A 14,064-nucleotide genomic window follows, 5' to 3' on the forward strand; every position below is an offset into this window, starting at 1 on the left:
TCATCGTTTGTGAGAGACACTGTTTTGAGGTTTTTGCTAGGTTTGGCGGTGACCTACTCTCCCACGTCTTAAGACGCAGTACCATTGGCGCGACGGCACTTAACGGCCGGGTTCGGAATGGAGCCGGGTGTTTTGCTCGTGCTATGACCACCAAACCGAGTAAAAACCTCAATCGCTCTGATTAAGAGCGATAACCAAGTCAAGTATGTGTGTAGGGATGTATGCTTTTGAGCAGTAAATAGACGGGTCTGTCTTTTACTGGATCAAATCAAGCCTATCGAGCCATTAGTACCGGTCAACTGAATGCATTACTGCACTTACATCTCCGGCCTATCGACGTGGTGGTCTTCCACGGCTCTCAGGGATACCTTGTTTTGAGGGGGGCTTCCCGCTTAGATGCCTTCAGCGGTTATCCTGTCCGATCATAGCTACCCAGCACTGCTATTGGCATAACAACTGGTCCACCAGTGGATCGTTCACCCCGGTCCTCTCGTACTAGGGGCAACTCCTCTCAAGTATCCTACACCCACGGCAGATAGGGACCGAACTGTCTCACGACGTTCTAAACCCAGCTCACGTACCTCTTTAAATGGCGAACAGCCATACCCTTGGGACCTGCTCCAGCCCCAGGATGAGATGAGCCGACATCGAGGTGCCAAACACTGCCGTCGATATGGACTCTTGGGCAGTATCAGCCTGTTATCCCCGGCGTACCTTTTATCCGTTGAGCGATGGCCCTCCCACTTGGGACCACCGGATCACTATGGCCGTCTTTCGACTCTGCTCGACTTGTCAGTCTCGCAGTCAGGCTGGCTTCTGCCATTGCACTCAACGAGCGATTTCCGACCGCTCTGAGCCAACCTTCGCGCGCCTCCGTTACGCTTTAGGAGGCGACCGCCCCAGTCAAACTACCCGCCACACAGGGTCCCGGATCCGGATAACGGACCGCGGTTAGACATCAAGCAGAACAAGGGTGGTATCTCAAGGATGACTCCACAGGAACTGGCGTTCCTGCTTCAAAGTCTACCACCTATCCTGCACATGTTGTGCCTGATGCCAGTGTGAAGCTGTAGTAAAGGTGCACGGGGTCTTTCCGTCTAACCGCGGGAAGCCTGCATCTTGACAGGCAATTCAATTTCGCTGAGTCGATGTTGGAGACAGCGGGGAAGTCGTTACGCCATTCGTGCAGGTCGGAACTTACCCGACAAGGAATTTCGCTACCTTAGGACCGTTATAGTTACGGCCGCCGTTTACCTGGGCTTCAATTCAGAGCTCTCACCCCTCCTTTTAACCTTCAGGCACCGGGCAGGCGTCAGACCCTATACGTCGTCTTGCGACTTCGCAGAGCCCTGTGTTTTTAATAAACAGTCGCCACCCCCTGGTTTGTGCCCCCAGCCCCTAGTTGCCTAGGAACCGGGCCTCCTTCTCGCGAACTTACGGAGGTATTTTGCCGAGTTCCTTCAACATCGTTCTCTCAAGCGCCTTGGTATTCTCTACCAGTCCACCTGTGTCGGTTTAGGGTACGATCTAATGATGGAGCTATTTCCAGGGACATCTAAGCAGCCCATTCAATCCGATAAGGATGAACTACCTTCGAGATCCGTCACTTCCATCTGGCCCAGGAATATTAACCTGGTTCCCATCGACTACGCCTTTCGGCCTCGCCTTAGGGGTCGGCTTACCCTGCTCAGATTAGCTTTAAGCAGGAACCCTTGGACTTTCGGCGAGAGTGTCTCTCACACTCTTTGTCGCTACTCATGTCATCATTCTCACTAGTGATCTCTCCACCGGATGCCTTACAGCCCGGCTTCACAGAAAGCCTCTCTCCTCCAATGATCCCGAAGGATCGAAGGAGGAATGAGACTATGTCACACTACGCTCCGCTACCATGCCTTACGGCATCCTAAGCTTCGGCTCATGGCTTGAGCCCCGTTACATCTTCGCCGCAGGACAACTTATTTAGACCAGTGAGCTGTTACGCTATCTTTAAAGGATGGCTGCTTCTAAGCCAACCTCCTGGTTGTTTTGGTCGTCCCACCTGCTTTCCCACTTAGCCATGAATTAGGGGCCTTAGCTGTAGGTCAGGGTTGTTTCCCTCTCCACTACGGACGTTAGCATCCGCAGTGTGTCTGCCATCTAGTACTCCCGGGTATTCGGAGTTTGGTTAGGATCAGTAAGCCTGTGGGGCCCCATTACCCATCCAGTGCTCTACCCCCCGGGGTATTCGGATGACGCTCTACCTAAATAGATTTCGCGGAGAACCAGCTATCTCCGAGTTTGATTGGCCTTTCACCCCTAGGCACAACTCATCCCGACCTTTTTCAACAGGTGTGGGTTCGGACCTCCAGTAAGTGTTACCTTACCTTCATCCTGGTCATGCCTAGATCACTCGGTTTCGGGTCTGATCCATCTAACTCGACGCCCTATTAAGACTCGCTTTCGCTGCGCCTACACCTAACGGCTTAAGCTTGCTAGATAGACCAAGTCGATGACCCATTATACAAAAGGTACGCCGTCACATCTCAAGGATGCTCCGACTGATTGTAGGCGTTCGGTTTCAGGTACTGTTTCACTCCCCTCGTCGGGGTGCTTTTCACCTTTCCCTCACGGTACTGGTTCACTATCGGTCAGTAAGGAGTACTTAGCCTTCGGAGGTGGTCCTCCGATCTTCAAACAGGATTTCACGTGTCCCGCCCTACTTAATACGTTCCATTGAGCTTCCCATACGGGACTGTCACCCACTATGGTCATGCTTTCCAACATGTTCTGGTCACTCTCAGGACTCGGCTGGTCCCCGTTCGCTCGCCGCTACTAGGGGAGTCTCTATTGATGTCCTTTCCTCCGGGTACTTAGATGTTTCAGTTCCCCGGGTTTGCTCTTATAAACCTATGTATTCAGTCTATAAGTACCTGGTTATGCCTGTTATTAGCTGCCCCGAAAGGCAATAATAACAAACATTCAGGTGGGTTGCCCCATTCAGAAATCCATGGATCAAAGCTTATTCTCAGCTCCCCATGGCTTATCGCAGAGTATCACGTCTTTCATCGCCTCTTACTGCCAAGGCATTCACCAAACGCCCTTCTCGCGCTTGATTTGATCCAGAAAGAGACAGGCCCGAAGGTCTATCACGGCGCCATGCTGGTTCAGCTAGCACCTCTATTCCGGATCAAAAGCATACTTTCCCGCCCACATCTGTCGATGTGGACATGGTGCACTGTATAGTGCACCGGGTTAGTGTACTTGACTTGGACAACACTTGCTCGTTTCAAGCTGGGATACACAGAAACAGGTTGAGGAAGCAGCCCGTTACGTGCCTTCCCCCGAAGGGGAACCAACTGAGGTTCACTGTCACTTCAGCAAACCAAGCAAGGTTGATATTTGTATCTCTCTAAACGATGTCAATGCGCTGCAATCTGACGATTGCCGCTGTGTCCGATTGGACGGAACAGAAGTCATAAACTGCTGTTCGATCAAATCGGGTAAGTGGTGGAGCCTAGGAGGATCGAACTCCTGACCTCCTGAATGCAAATCAGGCGCTCTCCCAGCTGAGCTAAGGCCCCATCTAAGTGCAGGTGGTGGGTCGAGGAGGACTTGAACCTCCGACCTCACGCTTATCAGGCGTGCGCTCTAACCACCTGAGCTACCGACCCATGGTCCTGCAAGCAGGTCACCGGTAACGAGCCGGAAGCTCGTGTCACCACTGTTCTGAAGAGATATGAGGACGGCCTGGTCCCGATATATAACCGGCAAAGGTACCGGTTTTTTGCTAAGTGCTTCACGTTGATAGCAAGCTATCAAATCCAGAAACATCCTTAGAAAGGAGGTGATCCAGCCGCAGGTTCCCCTACGGCTACCTTGTTACGACTTCACCCCAGTCGCTGAGCTTACCGTGGCCAGCTGCCTCCTAAAAGGTTGGCGCACCGTCTTCGGGTAAACCCAACTCCCATGGTGTGACGGGCGGTGTGTACAAGGCCCGGGAACGTATTCACCGCGTCATGCTGTTACGCGATTACTAGCGATTCCGACTTCATGCTCTCGAGTTGCAGAGAACAATCCGAACTGAGACAGTTTTTGGGGATTAACCCATTGTCACTGCCATTGTAGCACGTGTGTAGCCCAACCCGTAAGGGCCATGAGGACTTGACGTCATCCACACCTTCCTCCCGCTTATCACGGGCAGTTTCTCCAGAGTGCCCAGCCGAACTGCTGGCAACTGAAGATGTGGGTTGCGCTCGTTGCCGGACTTAACCGAACATCTCACGACACGAGCTGACGACAGCCATGCAGCACCTGTCACTGCGTCCCCGAAGGGAACCATCCATCTCTGGATGTAGCACAGGATGTCAAGGGTTGGTAAGGTTCTGCGCGTTGCTTCGAATTAAACCACATGCTCCACCGCTTGTGCGGGCCCCCGTCAATTCCTTTGAGTTTTAATCTTGCGACCGTACTCCCCAGGCGGAATGCTTAATCCGTTAGGTGTGTCACCAACAAGCATGCTTGCTGACGACTGGCATTCATCGTTTACGGTGTGGACTACCAGGGTATCTAATCCTGTTTGCTCCCCACACTTTCGCACCTCAGCGTCAGTATCGAGCCAGTGAGCCGCCTTCGCCACTGGTGTTCCTCCGAATATCTACGAATTTCACCTCTACACTCGGAATTCCACTCACCTCTCTCGAACTCTAGACTGATAGTTTTGGAGGCAGTTCCGAGGTTGAGCCCCGGGATTTCACCCCCAACTTTCCAATCCGCCTACGCGCGCTTTACGCCCAGTAATTCCGAACAACGCTAACCCCCTCCGTATTACCGCGGCTGCTGGCACGGAGTTAGCCGGGGTTTCTTTACTGGGTACTGTCATTATCATCCCCAGCGAAAGAGCTTTACGACCCTAAGGCCTTCATCACTCACGCGGCATGGCTGGATCAGGCTTGCGCCCATTGTCCAAGATTCCCCACTGCTGCCTCCCGTAGGAGTCTGGGCCGTGTCTCAGTCCCAGTGTTGCTGATCATCCTCTAAAACCAGCTATAGATCGTAGACTTGGTAGGCCGTTACCCCACCAACTATCTAATCTAACGCGGGCCGATCCTTCTCCGATAAATCTTTCCCCCGAAGGGCGTATAAGGTATTACTCACCGTTTCCAGTGGCTATTCCTTAGAAAAGGGTACGTTCCCACGCGTTACTAACCCGTCCGCCGCTCACCCGAAGGTGCGCTCGACTTGCATGTGTTAGGCCTGCCGCCAGCGTTCGTTCTGAGCCAGGATCAAACTCTCAAGTTGAAAAGCAATTACTTGCTTATCCTTGACGTTCGAACCTCTGCACATCTCAACCGGTGGCTAGACCGGTTGAAGTCATCTGTCTGATGTACATCGTTCTTCAAAGAACGAAGTCCATACAAGACAGTGAAGCTGACACTCTATCATCGGCCGAAGCCTAAGAGCGCGATATACAGACGTCTGATCCATCGAATGAACCAAACCGCCCACATATCTCTTCAGATATTAGCAATGTCAAAGAGCACGGATCCCGTAAGACCCAGAGACAAAACCGAACCGGATGCGCCCTAACTTATCGGCGCGCCCGCCCGTCAATGCCTCAAATTTCGTCCGCCTCGTCTGCGCTAGCGTCTCCGCCGCCGCCCCGTCTGGCGTCCCGTTAGCGCCTCAGCGCCGCCGGTGAGGGGGCTTTTACGTAACACACCAAATACCCGCAAGTGGAAAATTCAGGTTTTTCCAATTTTTTTGATCTTTTTCTGAGCAGACTGTGAAAACGCCATAAAAATAAGGGCTTTTTGCTTGCAGTCATTTTTCACTTCTGTCCCCTGCCCCGTGTTGGTTAGCGAAGACGCTTTGGAAAGCTACAGCCTGCTTACCAACTACTGGGTAGGGATTTACCGAAGCGGGGCTTTCGAAGGCCCTTTCGGAGGGAATCCGGCTCGATTCACGACTCGTTTTTTCCACGAAAATTCATCTTCACCGACCATCCCAGCGATTCAGGCATCGTGATTCCGGCGGAATCGCCCATTCAAGGGTCAAATCTTCAAATCCAAAGCCCGCATTCTCCGCTCCATCTGGTCAAAACACCTTTTACATGTCTGAATACGAATACGTCGGAATAGGGTTTTGTCCTGATACCGGCATATAGGGGAATGCCAGTTCTACGCACCGCGCGTCAGCCAGTGACCGGTCCGATCATTAAATGGGACCGAAGACGTGCGGCCAGTCTAGCAACCTTGCCCCTTCTTGGTGGGGACCATGACATGAAGATCGGAATCTCGGGCGCGTCGAATTGCGGAAAGACGACCGCAGCACGCCAGATCGCAAAAGACATGAAGCTTCCTATGATACAGGAAGGCTTTCTCGCGTTTACGAATGCGCGGAAGTCAGCAAAGTCCCCAAAGGCGATGTTACATGCACACGTGGATATCATCACCAAGAAGGCGGCATCAGAAAAGCGGGCAGGCGCGGACTTTGTTGCCGACAGAACTCCGATCGACGTGATGATGATGTTCTGCACGCTCCAAGAACCCGTGAAGAATGCGATGCCCTCTCCTGCTGTTGCGGCGCTTACCGAACAGGCGCGTGAAAACTGCCGAGTCTATGACTATGTGATGATTCCACCTTGGGCCGTGTTCACATACCACGACCCTGCTCAGTGGTTTCCCGCGACAAGCACCCCCAAGATGAACCCTTGGACCAATTACTCACGTCATATGATGGTGCACAGAATCGCGTTGGACTGGATTGGCGCGAGCAAAGTGATCACCCCACCCGCAGAGATCTTTCTGGATGGTAAGATCAGTGACTGGCTGTCGCAGCGCATCGGCCTGCGCGAAACAGACGCGGAAGTCTCTGTGTAAGCTTTGGGAAGAAGTGGCAGCCCGTAGGGGAATCGAACCCCTCTTTCCAGGTTGAAAACCTGGCGTCCTAACCGATAGACGAACGGGCCACTCTTGATGTTGCGGTGATTAGGTCAATCGTCAGACAGGCACAAGTCAGAAACTGTTCCTGAACACGAAAGACATCATCGCATCCAGCCGTCGCGCTTTAACCATCTTCCTGAAACCAACAGTGTCGGGAAGTGGCAGCCCGTAGGGGAATCGAACCCCTCTTTCCAGGTTGAAAACCTGGCGTCCTAACCGATAGACGAACGGGCCACGCTTGGCGTGAGGCGGTGTTTAGAAAAACCCGTTCGCCTGCGCAAGAGGTAAATTTAAGAAATTGTTTTAAACAGGTGCGGCATCTTCCAGACGCAGTTGCACACTGCGTCGACCGCCCCATTCGTTCAGCTCCAGACGCCCCGCCAAATGGAAGCGCGCGCCTTTATGATCCATCAAAGTTTGGCCCATATCGCCATCAAACGCCCCAAAGCAGATGGCATCGATACGCGGCCCCTGCCCGTCGCCAAAGCTGATCTTCAGATGGCTTTCACCGACGCGCTTGGCGAAATGGATCATCATGACGGCAAAAACATAGCGTGGCGAAGGGGCACCTGCGCCGAACGGGCCTGCCTGTTCGATCTTTTCCAGCAGTTCGATGCTGGCTGCGCCGGGCATCAGCATGCCATCCAGAATCAAATCGGCTGCACCGCCCTCGCCCGCGCCCTGCTTGGCCAGCAGTTCGGCCAGCCGCGCCATCGCCGGTTCCAGCTGATCGCGGGCAACTGTCAGACCCGCGGCCATCTTGTGCCCACCGCCTTTGATCAGCAAACCTTCAGAGGCGAGGCGCTGAATAGAAGCCCCCAGATCAACGCCGGATACGGACCGGCCTGATCCTTTGCCTTCATCCCCGTCCAGACCGATAACGATCGAGGGACGGTTGGTCAGTTCTTTCAGGCGCGATGCGACGATTCCCACGACACCGGGGTGCCAGCCTTCGCCAGCGGCCCAAACCAAAGGTGCGTCCAGACCGCGCTCTTCCGCTTGTGCCAGCGCCGCGGCACGAACGGATGCTTCGACTTCGCGGCGCTCGGTGTTCAGATGATCCAGTTGTTCGGCCATCGCCTTGGCCGCGTGAATATCGGTTTCCGCCAGCAAACGCGCGCCTAGGTCAGCACGTCCGATCCGGCCGCCGGCATTGATGCGAGGGCCAAGGACGAAACCCAGATGATAGGAATTGGGCTGTGATTCCAGACGACCCACATCTGACAACGCGACAAGGCCGGGGCGATTGCGCTGCGCCATCACTTTCAGACCCTGACGGACAAGCGCACGATTCACACCACGCAGCGGGGCCACATCAGCAACCGTCGCCAAAGCCACCAGATCCAGCATCGCCATCAGGTCGGGGCCTTTTTTACCAGCTTCCCGTAGAAGGCGCCCGCATTCGACCAGCATCAGGAACACAACTGCGGCCGCACAAAGATGTGCCAGATCGCCTGTTTCGTCCTGACGGTTCGGGTTCACCACCGCCACACATTCGGGCAGGGTTTCTCCGCCAAGGTGGTGATCCAGAACAACCACATCCGCACCGACCGCAGCAGCGATCGGGCCATGGGACTGCGTTCCGCAATCAACACAAATGATCAGGTCGTGCTTTGCGGCCAGATCGGCCATCGCCTCTTCATTCGGGCCATAGCCCTCATCAATCCGGTCCGGCACATACAGAGTCGATTGAAGCCCAAGCTGACGAAGCCAGTCGATCAGCAACGCGGCAGATGTTCCGCCATCCACATCATAGTCTGCAAAAATCGCGATTTTCTCGCGGCGTTCAACCGCCTGCAAAACACGCGCGGCGGCCTTATCCATGTCACGGATGCTGCGCGGGTCCGGCAGCAGGTCACGCAGTTTCGGATCAAGGAACTGTTCGACCTCTTCCACCGCCACACCAAGCCGCGCCAACGTCGCGCACAAAGGCAGCGCAAGTTGCGTTGCCTGAAAAATCGCCTCGGCGTGGCGTTCGATTGCGACACCGGGGCCGACCCACCGACGACCACTCAGGGATTTTTCAACGCCCAGATAGCTCATGCGAATGTTGCCAGAATTGTGTCTGTTGAAAGTGCGGTACAGAACTCACCGTGAAGATGGGACACCGCCATTTCGTGAATCATCTGCGGGGATGGTTTCTGAAGGCCATCGGCCCAAGTTGTGTCCGCGCTGACATCGAAAGACGCGCAGGCATCGTGGGCCAAGGTCACACCAAATCCAAGGTTTGCAGCCATGCGGGTCGTTGTAGAAACGCAATGCGGCGTGGTCAGGCCACAGATCACCAGATCGGAAATCCTGTGTTCATGCAGGTAGGCTTCTAACGGCGTACCGATAAAGGCCGAGTTTGTGGATTTCTCGAAAACCGTTTCGCCGTCCTGCGGCGTGACCTCATCTTTGAAATCTACGCCACTACCTGTGTTGGGATGCAGCGGGCTGCCCGCGTTCCGGCTGATGTGGCGAATGTGGATGATCGGTGCGCCCGCTTGCCGCCAAGCGTTCAGCAGCTGGCCGGCTTTTTTCTCGGCATCGGGGTTATTCCGCGCGCCCCAGAAGGGCGTATCAAACCCCTTCTGGATGTCGATCAACAATAAAGCCCGATGCGCTACCATGCCTTAGTTGGTCGGGTTGCGGTACACCATGCGGCGGACCGAACCTGTTTTCGAACGCATCAGAATGGTTTCCGTGGTCAGATAGCCGACCTCGCGCTTGATGCCGGGCAGCAGCGAACCGGATGTTACGCCTGTCGCAGCAAAGATAACGTGGTCCGTGACCATGTCGTCGCGCGCATAAACACGGTTGAAATCCGTGATGCCCGCCTTTTCGGCGCGACCACGTTCATCGTCGTTGCGGAACATCAGACGGCCATAGATCTGACCACCCATACATTTCAGGGCAGACGCCGCCAGTACACCTTCGGGCGCACCGCCAGATCCCATGTACATATCGATGCCGGTGGTGCCGGGCTCAGCCGCGTGCATAACGCCTGCGACGTCGCCGTCTGTGATCAGACGGATCGCAGCACCCGTGCCACGCACTTCGGCGATCATATCTTCATGGCGGGGGCGTTCCAGAATGCAGACAGTGATGTCCTCGGACTTGCAGCCTTTGGCTTTTGCCAGTGCCTCAACCCGCTGGGCAGGTGTCATGTCCAGAGTGACCACGCCTTCGTCAAAGCCTGGACCGATGGCCAGCTTATCCATGTACACGTCAGGCGCATGCAGCATGGAACCGCGCGGGCCCATGGCGATCACCGTCAAAGCGTTCGGCATATCCTTGGCCGTCAGCGTCGTGCCTTCCAGCGGGTCCAGCGCGATATCCACGCCAGGACCTTTGCCTGTTCCAACTTCTTCACCGATGTACAGCATCGGTGCTTCGTCGCGTTCACCTTCCCCGATCACCACGACACCCGCGATATCCAGCATGTTCAGCTGGGTGCGCATTGCGTTGACTGCGGCTTGGTCAGCGGCCTTTTCATCCCCACGACCGATCAGTTTTGCAGACGCGATCGCAGCGGCCTCGGATACGCGGGCAAGGCCCAGAGACAGCATACGATCATTGAAATCAGCGGTGGATGGCATGGATATGTTCCCGTACTTTTGCTTGCCCCAGTCCTAGCCCGTCAGTATCCGAACTGGCAACAAATGGTAGCGCAATCAACAAATGCGTGGCTTTCTGGCCCCAGTCCGCGATGCGCGATGTGGCCTCAGACCTCTTCGATGCGCAGCGCGACAGGATCGCCGACCATGACACCGGTTGCCTCCATAGCGCCCAGCGCCGTTTTCAGATCGGACCGTGTGCACTTGTGTGTGACGATCAGAACGGGCGCAGTTTCGCCGTCGTGATCGTACTGGCGCATGCGGTGGATCGAAATACCTGCCTCGCCCAGCGCGGTCGCGATTTTTGCCAGCGCACCCGGTTTGTCCAGTAAACGCATACGCAAGTAATAAGGCGCAGGCGTTGCGCCTTGCGTGCCGTTGGCTTTTTTCAGCTCGTTTGCGGGCTGGCCGAACACGGGCAGATCGATACCGCGCGCAATATCCAGAATATCGCCCATGACCGCAGATGCGGTCGGGCCTTCACCGGCCCCTGCCCCGCGCAGAACGATCTGTCCAACCTGATCGCCATCGATCACCACCATATTCGTGCCGCCTTCCAGTTGGCCCAGGGGCGACGAGGCCGGAACCAGACACGGCGCCATACGCTGTTCCAGACCGCGACCGGTCATGCGCGACACACCAAGCAACTTGATTTTATAGCCCATATCGGCCGCGTGACGGATGTCTTCGATTGCCACACAACCGATGCCTTCCAGTTCGACCGCGTCGAAATTTACCTGCGTGCCAAAGGCAATCGCAGCAAGGATCGACAGCTTGTGACCGGCATCGATACCGCCCACGTCAAGTTCCGGATCGGCCTCGAGGTAGCCCAGACCATCCGCTTCGGCGAAGGCCTCGTCATATGTCAGGCCCGCGTTTTCCATACGTGTCAGGATATAGTTGCAGGTGCCGTTCATGACGCCGACGATCTGTTTGATCTCGTTACCTGCCAGACCTTCTGACAGGGCCTTGATCACGGGAATACCGCCCGCAACGGCTGCCTCGAACCGAAGCTGAGCTTTGTTGTCTTCAGCAAGAACAGCCAGCGACTGACCGTGATGCGCCAAAAGCGCCTTGTTCGCAGTCACGACGTGCTTGCCTGCGGCCAGCGCTGCTTCGGTCGCTTCGCGCGCAGCGCCTTCGGAACCGCCCATCAGCTCAACGAAAACATCCACATCGTCACGACGCGCCAGCGCGACTGCGTCGTCTTCCCATGCATAACCCGACAGGGAAACACCCCGATCCTTGTCGCGGCTTCGTGCGGAAACGGCAGTGATCTGCACTTCGCGGCCCACACGGGCGGACAAAAGATCAGCCTTCTGGCGGACGATTTTGACAACGCCCACGCCAACAGTGCCCAGCCCAGCAATTCCTAAGCGCAGTGGTTGGGTCATATTGTCAGCTCCTGAGGGAAGATTTGTACTGCGCAGGCCATTAGCCCTTTCGCTGGGCGTCTGCAACTGCGCCACTTAGCTGCATCACTGGGGAAGCGTGATTTCTTTGGCCAACCTGCGTCTTGTGGGTGCATCCAGCACCGGACCGGACAATCTTTGGGCGCGCGCCCTGAGCGCTGCGACCCGTCCCTGGATCGAGTCCCGCAGTTCCGGCACCGCGCGGGGCGCCTCGGTTGTCAGCAAATCCGAGATCGGCAAAAGCGCCGGATAGTCCGCATCGGCGATACCGGGGGTTTCCAATGCATCAAGCTCGGGGAACTGCGTGCAGCCCCCCGCCAAGACACAAATTGCCAAAACCCAATGCTTCACTGGTACGCCCCCAAGAAGATGACTGCCGGTCAGCGCAGCTTCTGAATGTTTTCCAGATATTCCACCAGAGCAACAAGACGACGCGGCGTCGGTGTCGCGATCCCGTCACCGGAATCGAAGGGCACCAGATCCCCCGCCAGCAGTTCACCGAACTGAGGCATGCCGGGGCCGGACAGATCCGAACGCGCATAACCGTCCACGATGGACATCACTTTGGCTTTGGGGAAGGTGTCATTGTGGCGAACGCTGAGCAGCGTCAGATTCTTGGGCGGCTTGGACATAGCGCGCGCCATCGGGCCGTCACCGATGCCTGTTTCGCCATGACAGGCCGAACAATATTCCATGTAGATGCCCTTGCCGTCATTGGCATCAGGCATCCGGTGCGAAGGCCCGCCTGTCGTTCCATCCATCTGGCAGCCCGCCACCAAAGCAAGCGCTCCGGCTGCAATCGCACCACGTTTCAAAGAATGGAAAACCTGCATACCCCGACCTCCTTTTTTCTTGCCCAAGTTTCGCCCGCGGCAAGGCCAAGAGCAAGAGGGAAAGAACCGTCACCATCCAGATCGCCGCAATGCGACGCAGAACGCGCAGAAAACCGCGTGACAGGTGCCCCTTTCCAAGACACTCTGCCCACCACCACGGGCAGGAGGCACAGATGCCGTATTACGTCATGACAATGTTGGCAGCCGGTTTTGGCATTCCGATCCTTGCGGCATTAAATTCGGCGCTGGGTTCACGGATTGGATCGCCAGCAGCCGCTGCTCTCATCCTGTTTTGCGTGGCAAGCTGCGTGACTTTGATTGCAGTGCTGATCACAGGGCCACAGCCCCTTTTGCGCGCAGCCGACGCCCCAAAGCACCTGTTTGCTGGTGGGCTTTTCGTTGCCTTCTACGTACTTTCAATCACCTATATCGCGCCCAGCATGGGCGTGGGAAATGCCGTGTTCTTCGTGCTGCTAGGGCAATTGGCATCGGCCGCCGCCATCGATCACTTCGGCCTATTCGGCGCGCGCCCCTCTCCGCTTGATGCGACCCGTGCGTTGGGAATCGCGGTAATGGCGGTTGGCGTCTGGATCACCCAGCGCGCTTAATTTATCTGAAGGTTGGAAATAGCCGCCTGGATCTGGCTGTCGGTGTCGTCACTGTCGCCGGAAATCGCCAGACCGACCAACGCTTCGGGTGCACCCCCGAAGGCACGACCGAAGTCGCGGGCCAGATCGACATCTTCGCTGAAGGCACCTGTACCTGCGCCGCGCAGTACAACTGTTTTACCCCGTGCGCCCAGATAGGGTGACGCCAGAACCTGACCACGCCTGGCATCACCGCCCCAGACATAGACCAGAACACGCGCCGTTTCTTCGCGCAAGAGCTTGGTCACTTTAGCGCCTTTCAGTTGCTCGGCGCGGGCTTTGGGCAGGAACACAAAGTAGATCGCAAGGTTTCGGTCGTCACCGCCCTTCCGCGCAAGGTCTGTCGGGGGAACGCCCGCATTCACCTGCCACGCCCATCGCGCGTTCGTTGCGGACCACAACTGCTGATCCAATGCCCGATACGCCAACGAAACCGCCCCGTCAGATTTCACCGAAACCGACGATCCGTTGAACCCGTAGGAATTGGACGAAAACAGAGAAAATCGCTGATGCTTCCACGAGCCATCAAAACTGACCGGCGCAGCTGATGACATGATCGGCAGCAATGAGATTGCCAAAAGCGCGGGAAGGAATGGGACACGGAACATGGATTACCTCGTTTTGGGTGATGTTAGCCGATGCTTGGCAATCGG

General features: G+C 56.0%; 9 protein-coding genes, 4 tRNA genes and 3 rRNA genes. 2 read left to right on the forward strand and 14 right to left on the reverse strand.

All coding sequences use genetic code 11. From position 1 onward, the window contains the following. Positions 1-40 precede the first annotated feature (40 nt). The 5 genes from rrf to C4S59_RS00025 form a co-directional block, all read right to left on the reverse strand. Positions 41-155, reverse strand: a 5S ribosomal RNA gene (gene rrf, locus C4S59_RS00005). 109 nt (positions 156-264) lie between these two features. Further along, positions 265-3,094 (reverse strand): 23S ribosomal RNA (locus C4S59_RS00010). 390 nt (positions 3,095-3,484) lie between these two features. Continuing rightward, a tRNA-Ala gene (locus tag C4S59_RS00015) sits at positions 3,485-3,560 on the reverse strand. A 13-nt stretch (positions 3,561-3,573) separates the two neighbouring features. Next, positions 3,574-3,650, reverse strand: a tRNA-Ile gene (locus tag C4S59_RS00020). Positions 3,651-3,816: 166 nt separating this feature from the next. Beyond that, a 16S ribosomal RNA gene (locus tag C4S59_RS00025) occupies positions 3,817-5,277 on the reverse strand. The 16S, 23S and 5S rRNA genes sit together here with 2 tRNA genes alongside, the layout of an rRNA operon. A 980-nt stretch (positions 5,278-6,257) precedes the next feature. Here C4S59_RS00025 and C4S59_RS00030 point away from each other — a divergent pair. Next, positions 6,258-6,857, forward strand: coding sequence for a hypothetical protein (locus C4S59_RS00030; RefSeq protein ID WP_103908441.1), 600 nt, complete (start codon positions 6,258-6,260; stop codon positions 6,855-6,857). A gap of 14 nt (positions 6,858-6,871) precedes the next feature. On the opposite strand, the gene C4S59_RS00035 is transcribed toward C4S59_RS00030, so the two are convergent. The 8 genes from C4S59_RS00035 to C4S59_RS00070 all read right to left on the reverse strand — a co-directional run bounded on the left by C4S59_RS00035 (position 6,872) and on the right by C4S59_RS00070 (position 12,764). Then, positions 6,872-6,946 (reverse strand) — tRNA-Glu (locus tag C4S59_RS00035). Between the two features lie 133 nt (positions 6,947-7,079). Next, positions 7,080-7,154: transfer RNA gene (locus C4S59_RS00040), tRNA-Glu, on the reverse strand. Positions 7,155-7,223: 69 nt separating this feature from the next. Then, positions 7,224-8,963 (reverse strand): single-stranded-DNA-specific exonuclease RecJ, encoded by a 1,740-nt coding sequence (gene recJ / locus C4S59_RS00045; RefSeq protein ID WP_103908442.1) that lies wholly within the window; start codon positions 8,961-8,963, stop codon positions 7,224-7,226. Next, positions 8,960-9,508 (reverse strand): cysteine hydrolase family protein, encoded by a 549-nt coding sequence (locus C4S59_RS00050; RefSeq protein WP_234994644.1) that lies wholly within the window; start codon positions 9,506-9,508, stop codon positions 8,960-8,962. Before C4S59_RS00050 ends, recJ begins: the two co-directional genes overlap by 4 nt. Before the next feature lie 27 nt (positions 9,509-9,535). Further along, positions 9,536-10,501, reverse strand: coding sequence for a class II fructose-bisphosphatase (gene glpX, locus C4S59_RS00055; RefSeq protein WP_103908444.1), 966 nt, complete (start codon positions 10,499-10,501; stop codon positions 9,536-9,538). Between the two features lie 125 nt (positions 10,502-10,626). Then, positions 10,627-11,913 (reverse strand): homoserine dehydrogenase, encoded by a 1,287-nt coding sequence (locus tag C4S59_RS00060; RefSeq protein ID WP_103908445.1) that lies wholly within the window; start codon positions 11,911-11,913, stop codon positions 10,627-10,629. A gap of 84 nt (positions 11,914-11,997) precedes the next feature. Next, the gene (locus tag C4S59_RS00065) at positions 11,998-12,282 is read right to left on the reverse strand and encodes a hypothetical protein (RefSeq protein ID WP_103908446.1); all 285 of its coding nucleotides are present in this window, start codon (positions 12,280-12,282) and stop codon (positions 11,998-12,000) included. Positions 12,283-12,311: 29 nt separating this feature from the next. After that, complete coding sequence (locus C4S59_RS00070; RefSeq protein ID WP_327345568.1) at positions 12,312-12,764, reverse strand: c-type cytochrome; 453 nt, start codon at positions 12,762-12,764, stop codon at positions 12,312-12,314. A 173-nt stretch (positions 12,765-12,937) separates the two neighbouring features. Here C4S59_RS00070 and C4S59_RS00075 point away from each other — a divergent pair, with 173 nt between their 5' ends. Then, a complete protein-coding gene (locus C4S59_RS00075) occupies positions 12,938-13,372 on the forward strand; it encodes a DMT family transporter (protein WP_103908447.1) in 435 nt (144 codons plus the stop codon). Here C4S59_RS00075 and C4S59_RS00080 read toward each other — a convergent pair. Further along, positions 13,369-14,019, reverse strand: a complete 651-nt coding sequence (locus C4S59_RS00080) for a DUF3047 domain-containing protein (RefSeq protein WP_103908448.1) — start codon at positions 14,017-14,019, stop codon at positions 13,369-13,371. The genes C4S59_RS00075 and C4S59_RS00080 overlap by 4 nt on opposite strands. Positions 14,020-14,064 lie beyond the last annotated feature (45 nt).

Origin of the sequence: Thalassococcus halodurans, assembly GCF_900108225.1 — a bacterium.
Taxonomy (GTDB): Bacteria; Pseudomonadota; Alphaproteobacteria; order Rhodobacterales; family Rhodobacteraceae; genus Thalassococcus; species Thalassococcus halodurans.